Below are 21,770 nucleotides of genomic sequence, written 5' to 3' on the forward strand. Positions count from 1 at the left end.
ACTGCCGGGGACGGGGTATCAACATATCTGGCGTTGATTTTTGGCACGCTGTTGAGTTCTCAAGGAACGGACGCTTCCTTTGTACTCACCCGAGAAACTCTCTCAGGCTTTCCTCCGGGCGCTTCCCTTCGGTCTTGCGTTCCAAACTCTATCAGGGTTTTTCCGGCCTCCTGACCACCGTTTCGCAGACATGCGAAAGATGATCCAGAGATAGGATCTGACAAGTTGGGTGCTGCTCGGTAAGCGCGCTTAATCGCGTCACTCACCCTCAAGCAGGAGTACGACTGTACACGGGGCCGCGGAGACGCTGCAAATCGACTACGCTAGTGGTCTAGACCACGGATCGGGTGCTCTCGTGCGGAACCGGTACTTCATATGACATACCCTGCTGCACAGTGCGCCGACCTGGTCAAGCAGTGACGGCCCATATACATCTCCACCCCTGGGAGGCTTCCCATGACCACCGTGACGTCCCCTCTAGTAGGACGCGCCATCGGACTGGCTGCCGTGCCGGACCCGGTCTTCTCCGGGGCCATGGTCGGCCCGGGCACGGCGATCGACCCGGTGCGTGAGCCTTCCGAGGCCGTCGCACCCGTGGACGGAGTCATCGTCTCCCTCCACCCGCACGCCTTCGTCGTGGTCGATGCCGAGGGACATGGGGTACTCACCCATCTCGGGATCGACACCGTGCAGCTCAACGGCGAGGGCTTCGAGCTCCTGGTGAACAAGGGCGACACCGTGACGCGCGGGCAGAGCATCGTGCGATGGAACCCGGCCGCGGTCGAGGAGGCCGGCAAGTCCCCGGTCTGCCCGGTCGTCGCGCTGGAGGCCACGGCCGACTCGCTCGGCGAGCTCCGTGAAGACGGCGATGTCAAAGCCGGCGACGCTCTCTTTTCCTGGCAGTAGTACTGACGCCGTCCTGGCGACGGAACACAGGACAACCACCGCGGCGGCGGGACCCGCCGCACTATCGGAGACGGGTGAGATGGAGACAACGCTGCGAGGCGTCGGCGTGAGTCACGGTGTGGCGATCGGCGAGGTTCGGCACATGGGAACGGCGGTGCTCGAACCGCCCGCCAAGCAGATCCCGGCGGAAGAGGGGGAGCGCGAACAGGGGCGCGCCCGCAAGGCCGTGGAGGCTGTGGCAGCCGATCTGATGGCGCGCGGCAATCTGGCGGGGGGCGAAGCCCAGGCGGTGCTCGAGGCGCAGGCCATGATGGCCCAGGACCCCGAGCTGATGGTCGACGTGGACCGGCGTATCGCCGTCGGCAGCACGGCCGAGCGCGCCGTGTACGACGCGTTCGCCGCCTACCGTGAGTTGCTGGCGGGAGCCGGCGAGTACCTCGCCGGTCGGGTGGCCGACCTCGACGACGTGCGGAATCGTATCGTCGCCCGTCTGCTGGGCGTCCCGATGCCCGGTGTCCCGGACAGTGACGAGCCCTACGTGCTGGTGGCCCGGGACCTGGCGCCCGCCGACACCGCGCTGCTGGACCCGACACTCGTGCTCGGGTTCGTCACCGAGGAGGGCGGGCCGACGAGTCACAGCGCCATCCTGGCGCGGGCGCTCGGTGTGCCGGCCGTGGTGGCTCTGCCGGGTGCCGGTGAGCTCGCCGAGGGGACGGTGATCGCCGTCGACGGCAGCACCGGAGACGTCTTCGTGAACCCCAGCGACGAGAAGAAGGCCCAGCTCGAGGCTGCGGCGGCCAAGCGCAAGGCGGCACTGGCCGCCTCGACCGGCCCGGGTGCCACCGCCGACGGTCACAAGGTGCCGCTGCTGGCGAACGTCGGAGGCCCTGCCGACGTGCCGGCCGCCGTGGAGGCCGGTGCCGAGGGTGTGGGGCTCTTCCGTACCGAGTTCCTCTTCCTCGACGACAGCAAGACCGCGCCGTCCGAGGAGAAGCAGGTCGACGCCTACCGGCAGGTGCTCGAGGCGTTCCCCGAGGGACGAGTCGTCGTGCGGGTGCTGGACGCCGGCGCCGACAAGCCGCTGGACTTCCTCACTCCGGCCGACGAGCCCAACCCGGCTCTGGGCGTGCGCGGGCTTCGGACCCTGCTGGATCACCCCGACGTCCTGCGGACCCAGCTGACGGCGTTGGCGAAGGCCGCCGAGGGGCTGCCCGTCTACCTCGAGGTCATGGCGCCGATGGTGGCGGACCGTGCCGACGCCAAGGCGTTCGCGGACGCCTGTCGTGAGGCGGGGCTGCGGGCGAAGTTCGGCGCGATGGTGGAGATCCCGTCGGCCGCTCTGCGGGCACGTTCGATCCTGCAGGAGGTGGAGTTCCTTTCGCTGGGTACGAACGACCTCGCGCAGTACACCTTCGCCGCCGACCGGCAGGTGGGCGCGGTGTCCCGGCTGCAGGACCCGTGGCAGCCCGCGCTGCTGGACCTCGTGGCTCTGTCCGCCGAGGCGGCACGGGCCGAGGGCAAGAGCTGCGGTGTGTGTGGCGAGGCCGCGTCCGATCCGCTGCTCGCGTGTGTGCTGACGGGTCTGGGAGTCACCTCGCTTTCCATGGGGGCGGCGTCGATTCCTTACGTCCGGACCGCGCTGGCGAAGTACACGCTGGCGCAGTGTGAGCGTGCCGCGGCTGCCGCGCGTGCGGCGGACAGCGCCGAGGAAGCGCGCAACGCGGCGCAGGCCGTGCTCTCCGGCGAGTAGTCGGTTCCGGTCGGCGATCGGCCGGTGAGCAGGGGCGCTCCGTCTTCGGATGGAGCGCCCCTGTTGTGTGTGGGCGTCCTGGTTCTTCCCTTGCGGTCAGTGGCTGTGGTGGCCCGGTGTCTTCCCCTGCGGGCCGAGCTCCGGCGGGAAGCAGTAGTCCACGTTGGACTCGGGGGAGATGAGGTCGCCGGACTCGACGTCGGTGCAGTAGGCGTCGAAGACCTCGCCGGCGGTCAGGGGTTCGAGGCCGTCGCCGCGAAGCCGCCAGCCGTAGATCCGGTCGGAGGTGTCGTGGGCGGTGGTGCGCATGACCAGGCCGCCAGGGCTCTGGGTGGCGAGGCCCAGGGCGAGGACGGTGGTGAACTCGAGTGCTTCGGCCTCGTCGAGTCGGGTGGCGCCCTCGGCCTCCTCGTCCGCGTGCAGGACGGCGACCAGTGTCTCGGGTGTGCCGGTCACGCTGCACACGAGGTGTCGGTTGCCGGGCGGCGCCGTGTCGAGGATGCGGGCGACCAGGTCCGATGCGCGGGTGAAGGCGGCGCGGCCGATGTCCTCGCCGCAGGTGGCGCAGGCGCCGAGACGGGCGAGCAGGGTGGCCGCATACTCCCAGGTCGCCTGACGTACGGCTTCGTCGACGAGGGCGGGCAGGAGATCGGCGAGGGGCTGGCCCTCGTAGGGGATGGTGGGGCCCGTGGTCGCGAGCTCGGCCGTGAAGCGGGTGCGGTGGGCGGGGATGTCGGGGTCGAGCCCCCTGCCGGTGCAGTACTCGGCGTATTCCTGGGGGTCGAAGAGGGCCACGGTGGTGTGGGTCCCCTGCATGGCGCGTGCCTTCAGAAGGTCTTCGACCTGTTGGAGGTAGAGGGCGTGATCGTCGAACGTGAAGGTGCGATAGCGCCGCATGGCACGGAAGTCGTGTTCGTCGGTGAGCAGGCCGATGGTCCCGGCGATCTCACGGCGCAGGACGCGTCGCATGGTCCGGTGGTCGGTGTGTGCCATGTTTCCCCCTGTGTGCACAGTCGATCAATGCTCACTCACAGTAACCGGCGGCACTGACAACGGGCCTGCGGCAGTGGCGGGGGCGCACAAAGTCGGTGGGCCTCGGACTTCGTGGCGGTACCAGGTCGGTCCGAGGCCTCCGGCGGCTCAGGCTCGCTTGCGGGCGAGGTCCTCGTAGAAGTGCAGGAGGTCGAGGTTGTCGATGGAGCCCGGGTTGACCGCCTTTTCCAGTGGAGTGCCCTGGAGGAGGCGCTTGACCGGGACCTCGATCCGTTTGCCGGTGAGAGTGTGCGGGACCGCGGGTACCTCGATGACCTCGTCGGGGACGTGGCGCGGTGAGAGGTGTTCGCGGATGGCCTGCTTGATGCGGCCGAGGAGGGCGCCGTCGAGCGCGGCTCCCGGGGCGAGGTGTACGAAGAGGGGCATCCAGTAGCCGCCGTCGGGCTGCTCGATCCCGATGACGAGGGATTCCTTGATCTCGGGGAGCCGTTCGACGACCTCGTAGATGTCGGCGGAGCCCATGCGTACGCCCTGGCGGTTGAGGGTGGAGTCGGAGCGCCCGTGGATGACGACCGAACCGCGTGAGGTGACGGTGATCCAGTCGCCGTGGCGCCACACGCCGGGGTAGGTGTCGAAGTAGCTGTCGTGGTAGCGGCTGCCGTCGGGGTCGTTCCAGAACCGGACCGGCATGGACGGCATGGGGTTGGTCACGACCAGTTCGCCCACCTCGTCGATCACGGGGTGCCCGTCCGGGTCCCAGGACTGCAGGTCGGTGCCGAGGCCGGGTGCCTGGAGTTCGCCCGTGTGGACCGGGAGCGTCGGGACGGCCCCGGCGAAGCACGAGCACACGTCCGTGCCGCCGCTGACGGAGGCGATCCACAGGTCGGCCCGGCTCGCCGCGAACTCGTCGTGCAGCCAGCGGAAGCCGTCGGGCGGGAGCGGGGATCCCGTGGTGGCGACGCACTGAATCTTGGAGAGGTCGAAGTCGCGGGCCGGGTGCACGTCCGCCTTGCGGCAGGCCATGACGTACGCGGCGGAGGTGCCGTAGAGGGTGGCGCCGGTGCGTTCGGCGATCCGCCACTGTGCGCCGGTGTCGGGATAGCCGGGGCTGCCGTCGTAGAGGACGATCGTCGTGCCGGTCAGCAGGCCGGAGACGAGGAAGTTCCACATCATCCAGCCGGTCGAGGTGTACCAGAAGAAGCGGTCTTCGGGGCCCAGGTCGCAGTGCAGGCCGAGCTGCTTGAGGTGTTCGACCAGGATGCCGCCCTGCGACTGGACGATGGCCTTGGGCAGGCCGGTCGTACCGGAGGAGTAGAGCACCCAGAGGGGGTGGTCGAAGGGCACCGGTTCAAAGACGGGTGCCTCGTCCGCGGCCGTCAGGGCCGACCATTCCAGGGCCCCCTGGGGCGGTTCCGTGCCCAGCAGGGGGATGTGGACGACGGCGCGCAGGGTGGGCAGTTCGGCGCGGAGTTCGGCGACCACGTCACGGCGGTCGTGCTCCTTGCCGCCGTAGCGGTAGCCGTCGACCGTGAAGAGGACGACGGGTTCGACCTGCTGGAAGCGGTCGAGGACGCTGCGGGCGCCGAAGTCGGGGGCGCAGGAGGTCCAGACACCGCCCACGGCGGCCGTCGCCAAGAAGGCCACGACGGCCTGCGGGATGTTCGGGAGGTAGCCGCTGACGCGGTCACCGGGGCGGACGCCGAGGGCGCGCAGCTCGCCGGCCAGCGAACCGACCTGGCGGCGCAGCTCGGACCAGGTCACCGGGCTCGGTTCATGGGTCTCGTCGACGTACAACAGAGCCGGTTCGGCCGGGCGGGTGGCGGCCGCGCGCAGCGCGTGCTCGGCGTAGTTCAGCGTCGCACCGGAGAACCACTGGGCGCCGGGCATGGAGCGGTCGCCCAGCACGCGCGCGTAGGGCGTCGAGAACCGAACGTCGAACCACTCCGTGACGGCTTTCCAGAACGTCTCCAGCTCGTCCACGGACCAGCGGTGCAGTGCCGAATATCCGCCTTCGGACGGGGCTCCGTGCTGGTCGGCCGCCCAGGCCTGGAACTTCGTGACCTGGGCCTGGGCGATGCGCTGTGGGTCGGGCCGCCAGAGCGGCTCGGGGTTCACGGTCGGCATGGGGCGGCTCCCGGGCTGTGCGCGTCGTGTGCGTCGCCCGCGCACGAGCTGGGGTGGTGCGCGTGACGCGGCTGACACGGACGATGCCATGTGATCGACTTCTGCACCAGGGTGGGCTCCCCACAGTCCGTCTCGTGAAGATGTGGCCTCACCACGGGTGAACGGCAGTTGAACGACCCGCGCGCGTGACGCGGTCAGTGACAGGGTGAACAGCATGGACGGTCGTGACCTGGTGCGTTCGATGAAGGCGGTCGGTTCCGCGGGAGCTGCCCAGGGTCTGCGCACGGTGCGGGCCGCCTGGCGCAGGAACCGTGCCGACGCCGCCGGGTTGCCGGTGCGGGGTCCCGAGCGGGCGCGGGTGCCGGGTGCGGTGCAGGAGGTGGAGCCGGGGCCCGGTGGGGGGACGCTCCGGTTCAGTCGCTCCGAGCTGAGGATCCGCGTCGCCGTGAGCGGCGCGGTGTTCTGGGGTTGGGACGGTGCCGAGCCCGAGCCGTCGTACGCGCTGGCCGGCCGCTGTCCGGAGCCGGATCCCCGAGCGGTTCTGGAGCCCGACAAGGACGGCGGGTGGCGGGTGATCGCCGAGCGGGTGACGGTTGTGGTCTCCCGGCACGGTGCCATCGACGTGTGCACGCCCGGAGGCGTGATGCTGCGGCGGGAGCTGCCGCCCCGGTGGTGGGAACCGGAGGAGGGTGGCCCGGCGCGCTGGATGCAGCGTGCGGAGGTGGCGGCGGACGCGCGCTTCTTCGGTCTCGGGGGGCGGGCGTCCGGTCCGCGGCTGCGCGACGGCACCTACCGGCTGTGGAACACGGATCCGGCGCGCGCGTACGGGCGGGGGGACGATCCGCACCCTCTCACGATGCCGGTGCAGCTGGTGGTCGCCGACGCGGGTACTCACCTGGTGTTCCACGACACCTCCTGGGACGGCACGGTGATGCTGCGGGAGGGCAAGGAGGGGGCGGGCTCGGGGCACGACCGGTCGGGGGCGTGCGAGGTGCGGATGGAGGGCGGTCCGTTGCGCTGCTGGGTGGTGGTGGGCACCCCCGCGCGCGTGCTGCTCGCCTGGGTCGCGCTCACCGGGGCGCCCGCGCTGCCGCCCGCGTGGGCGCTGGGTCATCAGCTCGCGGGCCGGGGCCTCGGGAGCGAGGAGGAGGTGCGCCGGACCGTGGCGGGCCATCAGGAGCACGGTCTGCCGCTCGATGCCGTCCACCTCGGCATCGACCACTACGACGAGCACCAGGTGTTCACCGTCGACCAGGAGCGCTTCCCGAAGCCGGCGGTGCTCTCCGAGGAACTGCGTCGGGACGGGGTACGTCTGGTGTCGGCCGTCGTCCCGGCGGTCAAGGCCACGCCGGGCAACGGTGTGTACGACGGCGGGGTGGCCGAGGACGCGTTCGTGCGGGGTGCGTCGGGCCGGCTCGTCAAGGCGGTGGCGTCGCCCGGGGAGGCCGTTTTCCCGGACTTCACGCACGCGCGCGTGCGGCAGTGGTGGGGAGGTCTCCACGCGGAGCGGGTCGCGCAGGGCTTCGCCGGTTTCTGGCACGACATGGACGAGCCGACGGTGTTCGCCGCTTTCGGGGAGTCGACGTTGCCCCGGTCGGCCCGGCACGCCCTGGAGGGACGCGGGGGTGACCATCGTGAGGCCCACAACGTGTACGGGCTGTGCATGGCCTCGGCGGCCTACGAGGGGCTGCGGGACCTGGTTCCGGACCAGCGGCCCTTCGTCTTCTCGCGGTCCGGCTGGGCGGGCGTGCAGCGTTTCGGCGGCATCTGGTCCGGGGTCGCCGCCGCGGACTGGCCGGGGTTGCGGGCGTCCCTGTCGCTGGTGCTGGGGCTCGGGCTGTGCGGCGTGCCGTACGCGGGTCCGGACACGGGCGGTTTCGACGGTGGTCCGTCGCCCGAGCTGTATCTGCGCCGGCTCCAGCTGGGCGCGTACCTGCCGCTGTTCCGCACGCACACGAGCGGGCGGGCGGGGCAGCGGGAGCCGTGGGAGTTCGGTCCCGAGGTGTTGGAGCACGCTCGCGTGGCGCTCGTCGAGCGTCGGCGGCTGCTGCCGTACTTCGTGACGCTTGCGCATCTGGCCCGGCGTACCGGGGCCCCTTATGTGCGTCCGGTGTGGTGGGGGGCGCCCGGCAACCGGGCGTTGCGGGACTGCGAGGACGCCTTCCTGCTGGGTGACTGCCTCTTGGTGGCGCCGGTGCTCGGCCCCGGCGGCGACCGGCGAGCGGTGCAGTTGCCGCGGGGACGCTGGTACGACACGGCGACGGGGCGGGCGTACCAGGGGCCGGGGCAGGTGCTCGTGGATGCCCCTCTGTCGCGTGTTCCGGTGCTCGCGCGCGCGGGTGCCGTCATACCGGTGCGCGGAGACGACGGCCGGCTGGAGCTGGAGGTGTGGGCGCCGGTGCGGGGGCGGACGGGTGGCGGTGTGGTGGTGCGGGACGCGGGCGACGGCTGGGAGGAGCCGGAGGTCGAGCGGTACGTCGCCCGCTGGGAGGGGCCGCGGGTCGTCGTCGAGCGGGAGGGTGAGGACGGCGTGCGTGTGCCGTCCCACCCGGTGCGGATACGCGGGCTCGACGAGCGCTGAGCTCAGATGTAGCGGCCCTCGAAGAAGGCCCGCACGGCGAGTGTGTGCAGGGGGAAGGCGAGTTCCTCCTGTCCGCGCAGAAGGTGCCAGCCCTCGGTCTCGTCCGTGGGGGCGGTCGCCGGGAGACGGTCCGCGGGACGCTCAGGCAGCAGCCCGAACAGCAGGAGGTGGCCGTCGGGAGAGCTCATGGCGTCGGCCAGCCGCACGTCACGGGGCGCTGCGTCGATGCCGGTCTCTTCCATGAGTTCGCGTACGACGGCCTGGCGCCAGTCCTCGCGGTCGTCGATGTAGCCGCCGGGCAGCGCGATCCCCCCGCGCGCGGGGGCGATGGTTCGGGTGATGACGACCAGGGCGGTGCCCTTCGTGTCGTACACGGGCTGGAGCGCGACGGCGACCGGCAACGGGTTGCGGTAGGTCACGGTGGCGCAGGCCGGACAGGTACGGGGCCAGCCGGTGGCGCCCTCCCCGTAGGGCGCTCCGCAACTCGAACAGTGGGAGTCGCGCGCGGAGTTCGAAGTGGAGTGCAGATTTTCGGACACGCGGCGGAGCGTATCCGATCTTGGGGAGGGCGTCGTACGGAGGAGGCTCAATACCTCTGGGCGAGCGACCTGGCGGACACGGGGAAGTCGAAGTAGGTGTCGGGGTAGGGCTCGGGCTTGAAGGTGTAGTGCCACCACTCCTCGGCGAGATTCACGAATCCGAGGTTTTCCAGAGTGCTTTTCAGGAGCGTCCGGTTGGCGCGCTGCCGCCCCTGGATGCGCGGGTCCAGGGTGTGGGCCAAGGTGTCGAAGCAGTCGAAGCCGGTGCCCATGTCGACCGAGTTGTCGGGGAAGCGCTGCTGTTGTGGGGCGTAGCACGGCACGAGGGGTTCACCGGGCATGTAGGGCCTGGTCGGGATGGCGGGGAGCTTCACGATGGTCAGGTCCATGGTCGAACCGCGGCTGTGGCCGGACTTCTCGGCGATGTAGCCGTCCTCGAACAGACGGGACTTGTCGACGTTCGGGTAGAACTCGCCCTTCGTCGTCTCGTCGTTGAGGTCCTCGGCCCAGCGGACGAAGTGGTTCACGGCGCGCTGTGGGCGGTAGCAGTCGTAGACCTTGAGGGTGTAGCCCTGGCTCAGCAGGTTCGTCTGGGCCTGGTGCAGGGCCTCGGCGGCCGGCCGGGTGAGGATGCAGATCGGCTGCCGGTAGCCGTCGACGCGTTCCCCGACGAAGTTGTGCGGGGTGAAGTAGCGCATCTCCTGAAGGATCGTCGGGGCCACGGTTCTCAGGGCCACGAAGTCCGCGGGGGCCACGGGGTCGGCGTTCGCCCGCGCGGTGGTGGAGGCGGCGGTCACGGTCAGCAGGGCGACGAGCACGGCGACGACACCGCGTACTGCGCCGGAGAATCGTGTCATGTCTCCTGCCCTGCCCATTTCGGCACGCCCGTGACACACTTCTGACGATCCGTCAGACATGCCGTCGGGAGGGACCATGTCACGCACACGCACACCCGTGGTCACGGGCTGGTTCGTCGGGGACGGGGACGACTTCCGGTTGCTCGGCACGCGCTGCTCGGCATGCCGATCGGTCTTCTTCCCGCGCGAGGACACGCACTGCCGCAACCCGGGCTGCGGGGGCGGCGATCTGACGGAGGTCCCGCTGTCGCGGCGGGGGCGCGTCTGGTCGTACACGGACAGCCGGTACCGCCCTCCGTCACCCTATGTGACCGATCCGGAACTTCCGTGGGAGCCGTACGCGTTGATCGCTGTGGAGTTGGAGTCCGAGCGGATCGTGGTGCTGGGACAGGCGGTTCCCGGGGTCACCGTCGCCGATCTGACGGTGGGCATGGAGATGGAGGTCGTCCCGGGCGTGCTCGACGAGGACGCGGAGACGACCTGGACGACCTGGCGTTGGCGGCCGACGGGGGTGGAGTGATGACGGCAGAGGTGGCGGTGCTCGGCGCCGGGATGCATCCGTGGGGCAAGTGGGGTCGCGGCTTCGTCGAGTACGGCGTGAAGGCGGCGCGGGCGGCTCTCGCGGACGCCGGTGTGGACTGGCGGGACGTCGGGGCGATCGTGGGCGCGGACACGGTGCGTGGCGGCTATCCGGGATATGTGGCCGGGGCGACGTTCGCCAAGGCCCTGGGGTGGCAGGGCGCCCGCGTCGCGAGCGTCTACGCGGCGTGCGCGTCGGGCGCTCAGGCGATCGACACGGCCCGGGCCCGGATCCTCGCGGGCCTGGCGGACGTGGTGCTCGTGGTGGGGGCCGACGCCGCCCCCAAGGGCTTCTTCCGGCCTGCGGGCGGGGACCGGCCGGACGACCCCGACTGGCTGCGGTTCCGGGTGCTCGGCGCGACCAATCCGACGTACTTCGGGCTGTACGCGCGCAGGCGCATGGCCGTACACGGGGACACGCCGGAGGACTTCGCGCAGATCAAGGTGAAGAACGCCGCCATGGGCGCGCTGAATCCGAACGCGCGCTACCGCAAGCGGGTGACGGCGGAGGAGGTCGCCGCCTCCGCGGTGGTCGCCGATCCGCTGCGGCTGCTGGACATCTGCGCGACGTCGGACGGCGGGGCGGCGCTGGTGCTGTCCAGCATGGAGTTCGCCCGACGGCACGGGGCGGCGGAGCCGGTGCGCATCAGGGCGGTGTCCACCGTGACGCCCCGGTACCCCAACACGGTGCTGGATCTGCCGGACATCGCGACCGATTCCGCGGTGGGGGTGGAGCCGGGCGGAGAGCCCTTCCGGGCCTCGATCGCCCGGGCCGCCTACGAAGAGGCCGGCCTCGGGCCGGAGGACCTGTCCCTCGCCGAGGTCTACGACCTGTCCACCGCACTGGAGTTGCAGTGGTACGAGGATCTGGGGCTGTGCGGCGAGGGCGGGGCCGCCAAGTTGCTGCGGGAGGGCGTGACGGCGCCGGGCGGCCGTATACCGGTGAACCCGAGCGGTGGCCTCGCCTCCTTCGGCGAGGCGGTGCCCGCGCAGGCGATCGCCCAGGTCTGCGAGGTCACCTGGCAGTTGCGGGGGCAGGCCGGCGATCGCCAGATCCCGGACGCGCGCGTGGCCATCACGGCGAACCAGGGGTTGTTCGGGCATGGTTCGGCGGTGGTCGCGGTGCGGTGAGGAGGACCCGACGCCTCCCGTGTCACCTGTCCCGCTCAGCCCTCTCCCCTGCCCCGCTCAGTCCCTCTCACCTGTCCCGCCTGTCCCACTCGACGTATCTCACCCTCCGTGTTCACCTCAGAATCCTGTGTGAACGTCTCATGAACTGCGCCTGGGCGCACGTCCGCAGCGCAATCATGCTGCCGTGCACTCCTGGACGGACACTCTCCGCTTCGCCTTCCAGCCCGTGGTCAACCTGACCACCAAAGGGGTCGCGGGGCTGGAGATACTCGCCCGCCCGGAGGCAGGCGACATCTTGGCGCAGGCGCGCCGGGATTCCGAACTCGACGGCCGGCTGGCCGTGTTGGCGTTTCGCGCGGCGGCCCGCAAGGAGACGCTGCTGCCCCTTCATCTGAACGTGTTCGCCGGCACTCTGGCCGACCTCGGTGGGCTCACCGCGCTGCACGACGCCGTGCGCGAGGCGGGGCGGTTGCCCTGGGAGGTCACGCTCGATGTCGTTCCGCCCTACACGCACGTCCCGCAGCCCGCGCTGCTGGAGGCCGTGGCGGCGCTCCGGGACCAGGGCTTCCGCATCAGCGCGGACGGGGTCGGGGACGGGGACGCGCCGCTGCGGCTGCTCGTCGACATCGCGCCGGACCTGGTCAAGCTCGACGCCTCGCTCCTGGCACGGCCCGCGGCGGTCAGGGCGATGCGGACCCTGTGCGACGAGCTGGGGGCGCTGCTGGTCGTCGAGGGCGTGGAGACCGAGCTCCAGTGCGCCGCCGCGCTGGCGGCCGGGGCGCAGCTGGCCCAGGGCACGCTGTTCGCGCCGCCGAGCCGGTTGCCGGCCGCCGACGTGTACGTTCCGCCGCTGGGCCCCGCCGTCCTGCCGGCGCTCCGGTCGGGGCCGTCGGTACGGGAGTTCGTCCGGCCGGCCGCGCTGCTGCCCGCGACCGCCTCCGCCGGTCAGGTACGGGCGCTGCTGACCGGCTCGCCGGACGTGTCCGGGGTGCTGCTCGTGGACCGCGCGGGGGTCCCCGTCCGGTCGGTGCACCGGTCCCGCTTCCTGCTGTCGATGTCCGGGCGCTACGGCCATGCCCTGTACGCGGACCGTCCCGCGGCCAAGCTCGGTGATCCGCCGCGGACGGTGGGCGTCGACGCGACGGCGTGGGAGGTGCTGGACGTGGTCGCGGTCGGCGACCGGGACCGTACCTCCGACGACGTCGCGGTGGTCGACCGCGGCGGGCGCTGCGTGGGTGTCGTCCGGCTCGCGGACCTCGTACGGGCGTTGGCCGAGAGCCGGGTCGAGGAGGCGGCCGGCCTGAATCCGCTGACGCGGCTGCCCGGTTCGGACGCGATCACCGGGGAGGTGGACCGGAGGATCGCCGAGGGGCGCGTGTTCGCGCTGAGCTGGCTGGACATCGACCACTTCAAGCAGGTCAACGACGGGGCCGGGTTCGCGGCGGGTGACGAGCTCATCCGGTCGGTGGGGCGGGCACTCCAGCTGACGGCGTCGGGCAACGCGCGCGTGGGCCACATCGGCGGAGACGACTTCCTGGTGCTGGCCGATCCGGAGGGCCTGGAGCCGCTGGTCTCGACCGTGCTGGACGTGCCGTGGTCGGCGGGCGGGAGCCCGGTGACGCTGTCGCTGGCCACCGTGCTGTGCCGGCCCGGAAGCGTGACGGATCACCGCCAGGCGGCGGCGTGTCTGGCGCCCTTGAAGAAGGCCGCGAAGTCGTTGCGAGGGGCCAGCTGGGTGGTCGGGCACGCGGGGCTGGCCGGATACCAGATCCGGCGCGGGTCGCAGCCGATGGCTCCGGCGGGGACGGGGGCGGCCGAGGCGGAGCCCGCGGGCGGGCTGACCTGACGTCAGCGACCGCACAGGCGACCGTACGGGCGACCGTACGGGCGGCCGCACCGGGGCGTGGCCGTCACGAGACGACGGCCCGCTGGTGGGCTCGGCGACGTCCGTACGTCCTCCCGGGGTCAGGACCGGCGTCAGGATCGGGGACGGGGCCGAGGTGGGCGGTCGGCATCAGGTGACGGCATCAGGTGGCCGGGAGGGGCCCTCCGGGGCGCCGGGCCGATGATCGGCGCCCCGCAGGTCGGGGGCGCGAGCCGGCTCCCTTGTCTCCAACCGTTGCCGTCGGCCTCCTTGACGCTCCCTGGGCGCCGGTGAACACTTCCCGGTGTCAGCCGACATCGCCGTACATTCTCGGCGTATCCAGGCACGCGCCACGCGGGCTTTCGATGCAAGGCCCACTCCCCCGGGGGGCGATTCGGCTACGACGGCACGCTCGTCACGGACGCCGGGCGGGGCGCGGGGTCTCCCTGCCTCGGCTTCGGCAGCCACGGGAACCGCACCCTGTACGGAGCACCGGGGTCGATCCGCCCCGGGCCGGGCCCAGGAGCCGCCATGAGCAACGCAGACATATTCGTCGGCGAGGTCATCGGTACCGCCATCCTCATCCTGTTCGGCGCGGGGGTGTGCGCCGCCGTCACCCTCAGGCACTCCAAGGCCCGGGCGTCGGGGTGGATCGTGATCGCCTTCGGCTGGGGGTTCGGGGTGCTGGCGGGCGCCTACACCGCCGCGCCGCTGTCGGGCGGACATCTGAATCCGGCCGTGACCCTGGGCATCGCCGTCGACACGGGCGAGTGGGGCAAGGTGTGGGTGTATGTGCTGGGGCAGATGGCCGGTGCGATGCTCGGCGCGGTCCTCGCGTACCTGGTGTACCTCGCGCAGTTCCAGGCGAACGTGCGGAGCGAAGGCACCGCTGGGAGCGTCGACGAGGGCACGGCCGAGGAGCCGACGCCGACCCTGGGCATCTTCTCCACCATCCCCGAGATCCGGAATCCGGTCGCCAACCTGATCACCGAGATCATCGCGACGATCGCCCTCGTCCTGCCGGTCCTCGCCTTCGGGCTGACCGAGGGCCTGGGCGAATCCGGGATCACGGTGCTGATCGTCTCCCTGCTCGTCGTCGGCATCGGGCTCTCCCTCGGCGGGCCCACCGGCTATGCCATCAACCCGGCACGTGACCTCGGGCCGCGCATCGTGCACACCTTCCTGCGTATCCCGAACAAGGGCACCTCGGACTGGGGTTACGCCTGGATCCCGGTCGTCGGCCCGCTGGTCGGCGGAGCGCTCGCGGGTCTCCTGTACAACGCGGCCTTCTGAGCAGCCGTCCGACCGCCGCCGCAGTCATTCACGCAGCCTTCTGAACCAGCCCAAGGGGTAGCCATGACGGACAACGCCGAGAAGTACGTCGCCGCAATCGACCAGGGCACCACCTCCAGCCGCTGCATCGTCTTCGACCGGAACGGCGCGATCGTCGCGGTCGACCAGCGCGAGCACCGTCAGATCTTCCCCAAGCCCGGCTGGGTGGAGCACGACGCCACCGAGATCTGGTCCAAGGTGCAGGCCGTGGTCGCCGGGGCGATCGCCAAGGCCGGGTTGCGCGCCGACCAGATCAGCGCCCTCGGGATCACCAACCAGCGCGAGACGACCGTGCTGTGGGACCGCGCCACCGGCAAGCCGGTGCACAACGCGATCGTGTGGCAGGACACCCGCACCGCGGGACTCTGCGGCCGGCTGGGGGGAACCGACGGGCAGGACCGTTTCCGCGAGCAGACCGGGCTGCCGTTGGCCAGCTACTTCTCGGGGCCCAAGGCGGCCTGGCTGCTCGACAACGTGCCGGGCCTCAGGGCACGCGCCGAGTGCGGCGAGATCGCCTTCGGCACGATCGACTCCTGGCTGATCTGGAACCTCACCGGCGGCGTCGACGGCGGCCGGCACGTCACCGACGTCACCAACGCCGGGCGCACCATGCTGATGAACCTGGAGACCCTGCAGTGGGACGCCTCCATCCTGTCCGCGATGGACGTGCCCGAGGCCGTGCTGCCGGAGATCAGGTCCTCCGCCGAGGTGTACGGCACGGCCGTGGGCCAACTCGGCGGCGTGCCGGTCGCCTCGGCGCTCGGCGACCAGCAGGCGGCGGTGTTCGGCCAGGCCTGTTACGAGGTGGGCACGGCCAAGAACACGTACGGGACGGGCAGTTTCCTGCTGCTCAACACCGGCAACCGGCCGGTGCCTTCGAAGAGCGGGCTGTTGACGACGATGGGCTACAAGATCGGCAGCGAGGCGCCGGTCTACTGCCTGGAGGGTTCGATCGCCATCACGGGTGCGCTCGTGCAGTGGTTCCGAGACCAGCTCGGCATCATCCGTACGGCGGACGAGATCGAGACCCTGGCGGCGAGCGTCGACGACAACGGCGGCGCCTACATCGTCCCCGCCTTCTCCGGGCTGTTCGCGCCGTACTGGCGCTCCGACGCGCGCGGTGTCGTCACCGGCCTCACCCGCTACGTCACGAAGGGGCATCTCGCGCGTGCGGTGCTCGAGGCGACGAGCTGGCAGACGCGCGAGGTCGTGGACGCCATGTTCCAGGACTCCGGGGTGCAGATCACCACCCTGAAGGTGGACGGGGGCATGACCAAGAACAACCTGCTCATGCAGCATCAGGCGGACGTGCTGGGCGTGCCCGTGATCCGGCCCCGGGTCTCCGAGACGACCTGCCTGGGCGCGGCCTACGCCGCGGGGCTCGCCGTCGGTGTGTGGAACGACCTCGACGAGCTCAAGGCGCACTGGCAGAAGGACGCCGAGTGGACTCCGGCGATGGAGGCGTCGGTACGGGACCGCGAGTACGGCAACTGGCGCAAGGCCGTGGAGAAGAGCTTCGGCTGGCTGGAGGACGGCGAAGGCTAGTACGCGCGCGTACGTCCCCGTGAGCCACGGCCCGTACCCCGGTCGGCGGGGGTACGGGCCGTGCCGGCGCGCGGGCGTCTCAGGTGGTGATCGCCTGGCGGCGTTCGGCCCCGAAGTCCATCGCGTGCTGCACGACACCGACCAGGACGTCCCTCACCGATCTTCGGTCGCGGGCGTCGCACAGCACCACGGGGATGCCGTCATCGAGGTCCAGAGCACCGCGGACGTCCTCCTCCGGGTAACGGGCGGCGCCCTCGAAGCAGTTGACGGCGATGAGGAAGGGTATGGAGCGCCGTTCGAAGTAGTCGACCGCGGCGAAGCAGTCCTCGAGCCGGCGGGTGTCGGCGAGCACGACGGCACCGAGCGCGCCCTCGGAGAGCTCGTCCCACATGAACCAGAACCGCTCCTGGCCCGGCGTCCCGAAGAGGTAGAGCACCAGGTCCTCGCGCAGCGTGATGCGCCCGAAGTCCATGGCGACGGTGGTGGTGTGCTTGCCCTCCACGCCGGTCGTGTCGTCGACCGGGCGGCCCGCTTCGGTGAGGTACTCCTCGGTACGCAGCGGCTTGATCTCGCTGACGGCCCCGACGAGGGTGGTCTTGCCCACGCCGAAGCCGCCGGCCACCAGGATCTTGAGCGTGACGGGTTCGACCGGGGGCTTGCCGCGCTCAGAACGCCCGAAGATCATCGATCATTTCTCCTGCTGGATGCTTGACTGGGGGTTCACAGCGCTCGGAGGCCGTCGATCACGTCGCGCAGAATACTCTCGTCCGGCAGTTCGGCAGGAGGTACCGGCCGGTTCACGTGGACGAACTCCGCGTCCACGAGATCGCCGACGAGGACCCGTACCACCCCGATGGGCAGATTGAGTTCGGCTGCGAGTTCGGCGACCGACTGCGGTGCTTCGCGGCACAGGTCCACGATGTCCACGTGCTCCGGGGACAGCGACGGGTCCGTGTCCGCTTCCTCGGCGTGCGGCTCGGCGACGACCAGCGCGATCAGGTCGAGACGGTGCTGGACCGCACTGGAGGTACGGCCGCGCGTCATGGCGTACGGACGGACGACCGGTCCGGCCTCGTCGTCGAACCAGTGACTGCTTCCCTGACCGTCTGTGCTCATGCCGTCCCACTACCCGCCCGAGGGCAGATCGGTGCGTGGGGTGGTGGCCAGATGTACGCCGACCCGCTTGACGAGGAGTGTCATCTCGTACGCCACGAGCCCCACGTCCGAGTCGGCGTCCGAGAGGACGGCGAGGCAGCTGCCGTCGCCCGCGGCCGTGACGAACAGGAAGGCGTCGTCGAGTTCGACGACGGTCTGGCGGACGCTGCCGGCCTCGAAGTGACGGCCGACGCCCTTGGCGAGGCTGTGGAACCCGGAGGCCACGGCGGCCAGATGCTCGCCGTCTTCCCGGGACAGGTCCTTGGACACCCCCGTCGGCAGACCGTCGCCGGACAGGACGACGGCCTTGCGGATGCTGGCGACGCGGTCGACGAGTTCGTCGAGGAGCCAGTTCAGCTCGCCGTTGTGGGTGGTGCTGTGGCCGGTCGGCTTCGGTGCGGTCATCGACCGTCCCCCTTTGTGGTTCGTTGTGGTGCCGCGCCGCTGTGGGCATCGTCGCCCGCGGCGTTCTCTACGCGGCCTCGCTGCCAGCCGCGCTGGAGCGAGGCCATCCGGCTGCGTACCTCGTCGGCGTCCCGGTCCGCGGGGTCGGCTCGGTCCTCGGTGCGCGGGGCCGGACCCTGCCGCAGTTGCGGGGCCAGGTTCGCCTGTCGTACGCGTCGGGGCAGCGCAGCCGCGCCGGACCCGCTGCCGTCCGTCCCGTCCGACGCGGTGTCGCCGGACCGGGCGGACGTGGTGTCCGCGCGGTCGGGCGTGCCGCCGGGGACGCCGGGCCGGGCCGAGGCCTGCCGCGTGCGCTGGGGAAGGGCGGGAGGCCGGGTCGGCTCCTGTGCGCCGCGGCCGGTGCGCTCCTGCAGCGCGGGGCGCTCGGCGGTGCCACCGCTGCGGGGGATCTGTGCCGTCATGCCGCGGCGGCGCGAGGGCAGCGGTGCCGGGCCGTCGTTGTCCACCCGGCGGGGGCCGGGCCTGGCCGGGGGCTCCGGGTCCGTCCCGGCCCGCCGGGGCCGCTGTTCCGGGACCGGGCGGCCGTGCGAGCTGACCAGCTTGGGCATGCGGCGGCCGACCGGATCGTCGGCGAGGGGCCCCTGGGGTTCGCCGGGGCCGTCGGGCAGCCTGTGGTGCTGGTCGACGGTGTTCGCCGCCGGCTCGTCCTCGGCGCGGGTGAGGGAGCGGCGCGGGCGGAACAGACCACCGCCGTCGTCGTCCTCGTCCAGGGTGGCGGGGAAGTCACCGAGCGCGTCCAGGCCGACCGGGGCCTCCAGTTCGACCGGACCGTCGAGCACCGAGGCCGGCACTCCGGGAAGCTGCATCGAGGCCGGGGAGAGGGCGGTCCTGCGGGGCTCCGCGGAGTCGGTCTCCTTCGGGGGCCGGGGCCGGTCGAGCCGGAAGCCGATGCCGTTGGTGTCGGGGACGTCGTCGGTCAGCAGGGCATCGGGGATGAAGACGACGGCCGTCGTCCCCCCGTACGGCGACGGCTGCAGGGAGACGCGGACGTTCTGCCGCTGGGCGAGCCGGCTGACCACGAACAGCCCGAGGCGGTCGGTGTCGGACAGCTCGAATTCCGGTGTCTCGGCGAGCCGGAGGTTGGCCTCCAGGAGGGCCTCGGGTGCCATGCCGAGGCCGCGGTCGTGGATCTCGAGGGTGAAGCCGTTGGCGACCCGGTCGCCGAACACCTGGACCGCGGTGTGCGGCGGGGAGAACACCGTGGCGTTCTCCAGGAGTTCGGCCACCAGGTGGGTGAGGTCGGCGACGGCCGGGCCGGTGACGGCGAGGCGCGGCAGCCGGCGGACCTCGATGCGTTCGTAGTCCTCGACCTCGGCGACCGCGGCGCGCACGATGTCCATGAGCTGCACGGGCCTGCGCCACTGCCGGGAAGGGGCGGCGCCCGAGAGGATCACCAGGCCCTCGGCGTGCCGGCGCATACGGGTGGTGAGGTGGTCGAGGCGGAAGAGGTCGGCGAGTTCCTCGGTGTCCTCGGTGCGGCGCTCCATGGTGTCGAGCAGGGTCAGCTGCTTGTGCAGCAGGACCTGGCTGCGGCGGGCGAGGTTGACGAAGACCTCGGAGACCCCGGACCGCAGTTCGGCCTGTTTGACGGCGGCCTCGACCGCGGCGCGCTGGAGGGTGTTGAGGGCCTGGCCGACCTCACCCATCTCGTTCTTGTCGTACTCCAGCCGCGGTACCTCGGTCTCCACGTCGACCTGTTCGCCCGCGGACAGGCGGCGCATCACACTGGGCAGCCGCACGCCGGAGGCCTCGTGGGCCTCCAGCCGGAGCTGGCGCAGGTCGCGTATGAGGCCACGGCCGATACGTACGGACAGGAACAGGGAGACCAGCAGCGCGACCAGTCCGAAGACACCGGCGACGACCGCCTTGACGATGACCTCGATGGCGACCGGGCGGACCCGGTCCTGGTAGCGGTCGTTGGCCTGCTCGTCCAGGGTGCCGAGTTCGAGGAGGACGTTTCCGGCCGCGGTGTCCCAGTTCTTGGCGCTGACGCCCCGGGGCATGCCGCCGGGCGTGGTGCCGACGACGGCCTGTTCGGCGGTGCGCAGCGGGGCCGTGGTGGCGTTCTTCCAGAAGCTCTCATAGCGCTCGCGCTCCGCGGTGGGCAGCTGGGCGAGGCCGATTTCGTAGACCACCTCCCGCTGGGCCTCGAGGTCGGAGACGTCGCGGATCTCCTCGTGGCTGAGCCGGCCCACGACCAGGGCGGAGCCGAGCAGGGCGTCCTCCCGGGAGAGCAGTTCACGGGCCCGGGCGACGCTGACGAGCGCTCGGTACTGCTTGTCCATCTCCACGCTGTCGACGACGTCCAGCTTGGCCAGCAGGGCGTAACAGGGGTCGATCAGCTGGGTGTAGAGGGCGAGGGCCTGCGCTCGGGTGACGGTGCCTTCCTCGACGCTCCGGCGCAGCGAGTCGACGCCGTCGAAGGCGTCGAGCACCGCGGTCAGGCCTTCCCCGTCGTCCTGGTCCAGGACGTCACGCACGTCGGGGTCCTGGGCGTTCCCGCGGATCTCGGCGAGTGCCTTGTCGGTGGCGGTCCGGGTGCGGCGCAGCGCGGACAGCGCGTCGGAGGCACGGGGGTCGGCGAGGTAGACGAGGGCCTGTCGGCGTTCCTGCTGAACGACGCGGACGGTGTCCTCGATCGGGTAGCCGACCTTCTCGACGACGGACGACACCGTGAACAGGCGGCTCGCCTCGCGTCCCGTGAGTACCGTGGCGAAGCCCCAGACGGCGGTCAGGGACACCAGCGGCACGAGAAGCAGCGCCACGATCTTCCGGCGGATCGACTTCCCGCGAAAGCGCATGGCCTCCCCCAGCTCGAACCCCCTCCGGCAGGGGGTACGCATGTGCGTCAACAAACGGCGCGAGCCTACTACCGACGCACAGTGAACTCGAAGAGCTGTCCGGAAGGTGAACGTCCGCCCCGAGGGCGAGACATGGTGTGTTGTCAGGTCATTACGGGAGATTGTCGCCCCGAATCCGCTCCTGTGGACCCGGCCGGATCCGGTCGGCCGTGCACACGAGTTGGCCAGAATTTTTCGTAACTCGGGAATCTTCAGGGCACGTCGTTCGTCCTACTCATCGGGAATTGGGGGCGGAATCGGCCACACGAGCCGTTTGCCGCACCTGGGCGGCGTAAAACAGCGCAAGCCGGGCAGCCACTGGGGAGCCGGGTCTTCGACTCGGAGGCGAGCGGTCTGCTGGCGGTGGGGAGTGACACAGTGATGGGCACGGCGGAGCGGCGTGAGGCGCCCGAGGAGAGCGCGGCGGCGGTCGGTACGGCGTTGCGGGATCGCGAGGCACCGGATCGCGACATTCCGGCGAACGGACAGGTGACAGCGGAGCGGAGCGAGGGCGCCACGGACCGGCGCGGGCCGACAGGCCATGGAACCCCCGCGGACGCCGGGGATACGGCGCGGAAGGTCCGGCGGACCGGCGGGGGCGACACCCGCGGTCCGGCCACCACGGCACAAGCGCGGGCGGTCTACCGCCCGTTGTGGGTGGACGAGCCCGCGCGGCGGCGTCGGATGCCCGACCCGGTGCGTACGGCGGCGGTGCGCGCGGTGCTGATCATCGCCGTGACGCTGATACAGGCGATGGTCGCTTTCCTGTGCACCCTGGCCGGATCCTGGCTGGCGTTCCCGATGGTGATCAGCAGCGTGGTCAGCACGGTGCTGGCCACCTGGGGCGCGCTGGACGTCTGGGTGACCCGGCAGGTGTGGAACCAGCGCAACGGCGTGGTGTCGACGCCGAGCAGCACCGCGCGTTCACTGCGACGTGAGCGGCGCCGGCTGCGTCGGCAGGCACAGGCCACCGAGCGCGCGCAGGAGCGGATGCGCACGCAGGGCGGCACCGGGCAGCTGTCCCACTCCTGAAGCGGTCGACACGGCCCGACCGGGGGAGCCATGACAGGTCTCCCCCGGTCGGGCCGTGTCCGTTCACACGGTGAGCA

The 21,770-nt window shown here is 71.2% G+C and carries 17 protein-coding genes; 9 read left to right on the forward strand and 8 right to left on the reverse strand.

Annotated features, from left to right (window positions below):
* Positions 1–456: 456 nt before the first annotated feature.
* A complete protein-coding gene (locus ACFVYS_RS37730) occupies positions 457–906 on the forward strand; it encodes a PTS glucose transporter subunit IIA (RefSeq protein WP_389509562.1) in 450 nt (149 codons plus the stop codon).
* A gap of 79 nt (positions 907–985) precedes the next feature.
* Positions 986–2,656, forward strand: coding sequence for a phosphoenolpyruvate--protein phosphotransferase (ptsP, locus tag ACFVYS_RS37735; RefSeq protein WP_389509563.1), 1,671 nt, complete (start codon positions 986–988; stop codon positions 2,654–2,656).
* 96 nt (positions 2,657–2,752) lie between these two features.
* Here ptsP and ACFVYS_RS37740 read toward each other — a convergent pair whose 3' ends face one another.
* Together ACFVYS_RS37740 and ACFVYS_RS37745 are read right to left on the reverse strand one after the other, a co-directional pair.
* On the reverse strand, positions 2,753–3,649 hold the full coding sequence (locus ACFVYS_RS37740) for a hypothetical protein (protein ID WP_389509565.1): 897 nt from the start codon (positions 3,647–3,649) through the stop codon (positions 2,753–2,755).
* 147 nt (positions 3,650–3,796) lie between these two features.
* The gene (locus ACFVYS_RS37745; RefSeq protein WP_389509566.1) at positions 3,797–5,773 is read right to left on the reverse strand and encodes an acetoacetate--CoA ligase; all 1,977 of its coding nucleotides are present in this window, start codon (positions 5,771–5,773) and stop codon (positions 3,797–3,799) included.
* Positions 5,774–5,987: 214 nt separating this feature from the next.
* Here ACFVYS_RS37745 and ACFVYS_RS37750 point away from each other — a divergent pair, with 214 nt between their 5' ends.
* Entirely contained in the window at positions 5,988–8,354 is a 2,367-nt protein-coding gene (locus ACFVYS_RS37750; protein WP_389509568.1) for a TIM-barrel domain-containing protein, read from the forward strand.
* A 2-nt stretch (positions 8,355–8,356) separates the two neighbouring features.
* Here ACFVYS_RS37750 and ACFVYS_RS37755 read toward each other — a convergent pair whose 3' ends face one another.
* Entirely contained in the window at positions 8,357–8,893 is a 537-nt protein-coding gene (locus tag ACFVYS_RS37755; RefSeq protein WP_389055496.1) for an NUDIX domain-containing protein, read from the reverse strand.
* A 47-nt stretch (positions 8,894–8,940) separates the two neighbouring features.
* Complete coding sequence (locus ACFVYS_RS37760) at positions 8,941–9,750, reverse strand: M15 family metallopeptidase (RefSeq protein WP_389509569.1); 810 nt, start codon at positions 9,748–9,750, stop codon at positions 8,941–8,943.
* A 97-nt stretch (positions 9,751–9,847) separates the two neighbouring features.
* Between ACFVYS_RS37760 and ACFVYS_RS37765 the strand changes: the two genes are divergently transcribed.
* From ACFVYS_RS37765 to glpK, 5 genes are all read left to right on the forward strand, one after another.
* Positions 9,848–10,270, forward strand: a complete 423-nt coding sequence (locus tag ACFVYS_RS37765) for a Zn-ribbon domain-containing OB-fold protein (protein ID WP_389509613.1) — start codon at positions 9,848–9,850, stop codon at positions 10,268–10,270.
* Positions 10,270–11,460, forward strand: a complete 1,191-nt coding sequence (locus tag ACFVYS_RS37770; RefSeq protein ID WP_389509571.1) for a lipid-transfer protein — start codon at positions 10,270–10,272, stop codon at positions 11,458–11,460. The genes ACFVYS_RS37765 and ACFVYS_RS37770 overlap by 1 nt, the downstream gene beginning before the upstream one ends.
* Positions 11,461–11,644: 184 nt before the next feature.
* Positions 11,645–13,306 carry an EAL domain-containing protein gene (locus ACFVYS_RS37775; RefSeq protein WP_389509573.1) on the forward strand — a complete coding sequence of 554 codons (1,662 nt, stop codon included), beginning with the start codon at positions 11,645–11,647 and terminating at the stop codon, positions 13,304–13,306.
* A 549-nt stretch (positions 13,307–13,855) separates the two neighbouring features.
* Complete coding sequence (locus ACFVYS_RS37780; RefSeq protein WP_389509575.1) at positions 13,856–14,617, forward strand: MIP/aquaporin family protein; 762 nt, start codon at positions 13,856–13,858, stop codon at positions 14,615–14,617.
* A gap of 63 nt (positions 14,618–14,680) precedes the next feature.
* Positions 14,681–16,201 (forward strand): glycerol kinase GlpK, encoded by a 1,521-nt coding sequence (gene glpK, locus ACFVYS_RS37785; RefSeq protein ID WP_389509577.1) that lies wholly within the window; start codon positions 14,681–14,683, stop codon positions 16,199–16,201.
* Positions 16,202–16,280: 79 nt separating this feature from the next.
* Here glpK and ACFVYS_RS37790 read toward each other — a convergent pair whose 3' ends face one another.
* Genes ACFVYS_RS37790 through ACFVYS_RS37805 form a run of 4 tightly spaced genes read right to left on the reverse strand, consistent with a single transcriptional unit; the run spans position 16,281 to position 20,622 of the window.
* Complete coding sequence (locus ACFVYS_RS37790; RefSeq protein ID WP_389509579.1) at positions 16,281–16,886, reverse strand: ATP/GTP-binding protein; 606 nt, start codon at positions 16,884–16,886, stop codon at positions 16,281–16,283.
* A 35-nt stretch (positions 16,887–16,921) separates the two neighbouring features.
* The gene (locus tag ACFVYS_RS37795; protein WP_057606822.1) at positions 16,922–17,317 is read right to left on the reverse strand and encodes a DUF742 domain-containing protein; all 396 of its coding nucleotides are present in this window, start codon (positions 17,315–17,317) and stop codon (positions 16,922–16,924) included.
* Positions 17,318–17,326: 9 nt separating this feature from the next.
* A complete protein-coding gene (locus ACFVYS_RS37800) occupies positions 17,327–17,761 on the reverse strand; it encodes a roadblock/LC7 domain-containing protein (RefSeq protein ID WP_389509581.1) in 435 nt (144 codons plus the stop codon).
* Complete coding sequence (locus ACFVYS_RS37805; protein ID WP_389509583.1) at positions 17,758–20,622, reverse strand: nitrate- and nitrite sensing domain-containing protein; 2,865 nt, start codon at positions 20,620–20,622, stop codon at positions 17,758–17,760. Before ACFVYS_RS37805 ends, ACFVYS_RS37800 begins: the two co-directional genes overlap by 4 nt.
* Before the next feature lie 420 nt (positions 20,623–21,042).
* Here ACFVYS_RS37805 and ACFVYS_RS37810 point away from each other — a divergent pair, with 420 nt between their 5' ends.
* Entirely contained in the window at positions 21,043–21,693 is a 651-nt protein-coding gene (locus ACFVYS_RS37810) for a hypothetical protein (RefSeq protein ID WP_389509584.1), read from the forward strand.
* The last annotated feature ends 77 nt before the right edge of the window (positions 21,694–21,770 follow it).

Source organism: Streptomyces sp. NPDC058295, from assembly GCF_042880655.1.
Classification (GTDB): domain Bacteria; phylum Actinomycetota; class Actinomycetes; order Streptomycetales; family Streptomycetaceae; genus Streptomyces; species Streptomyces coriariae.

Bases quoted from the DNA above. Each gene is read 5' to 3' on its own strand.
- ACFVYS_RS37730 (WP_389509562.1), top strand. From the start codon at position 457: ATGACCACCGTGACGTCCCCTCTAGTAGGACGCGCCATCGGACTGGCT.
- ACFVYS_RS37795 (WP_057606822.1), bottom strand. From the start codon at position 17,317: ATGAGCACAGACGGTCAGGGAAGCAGTCACTGGTTCGACGACGAGGCC.
- ACFVYS_RS37800 (WP_389509581.1), bottom strand. From the start codon at position 17,761: ATGACCGCACCGAAGCCGACCGGCCACAGCACCACCCACAACGGCGAG.
- ACFVYS_RS37770 (WP_389509571.1), top strand. From the start codon at position 10,270: ATGACGGCAGAGGTGGCGGTGCTCGGCGCCGGGATGCATCCGTGGGGC.
- ACFVYS_RS37805 (WP_389509583.1), bottom strand. From the start codon at position 20,622: ATGCGCTTTCGCGGGAAGTCGATCCGCCGGAAGATCGTGGCGCTGCTT.
- ACFVYS_RS37810 (WP_389509584.1), top strand. From the start codon at position 21,043: ATGGGCACGGCGGAGCGGCGTGAGGCGCCCGAGGAGAGCGCGGCGGCG.
- ACFVYS_RS37750 (WP_389509568.1), top strand. From the start codon at position 5,988: ATGGACGGTCGTGACCTGGTGCGTTCGATGAAGGCGGTCGGTTCCGCG.
- ACFVYS_RS37760 (WP_389509569.1), bottom strand. From the start codon at position 9,750: ATGACACGATTCTCCGGCGCAGTACGCGGTGTCGTCGCCGTGCTCGTC.
- glpK (WP_389509577.1), top strand. From the start codon at position 14,681: ATGACGGACAACGCCGAGAAGTACGTCGCCGCAATCGACCAGGGCACC.
- ACFVYS_RS37745 (WP_389509566.1), bottom strand. From the start codon at position 5,773: ATGCCGACCGTGAACCCCGAGCCGCTCTGGCGGCCCGACCCACAGCGC.
- ACFVYS_RS37780 (WP_389509575.1), top strand. From the start codon at position 13,856: ATGAGCAACGCAGACATATTCGTCGGCGAGGTCATCGGTACCGCCATC.
- ACFVYS_RS37740 (WP_389509565.1), bottom strand. From the start codon at position 3,649: ATGGCACACACCGACCACCGGACCATGCGACGCGTCCTGCGCCGTGAG.
- ACFVYS_RS37790 (WP_389509579.1), bottom strand. From the start codon at position 16,886: ATGATCTTCGGGCGTTCTGAGCGCGGCAAGCCCCCGGTCGAACCCGTC.
- ptsP (WP_389509563.1), top strand. From the start codon at position 986: ATGGAGACAACGCTGCGAGGCGTCGGCGTGAGTCACGGTGTGGCGATC.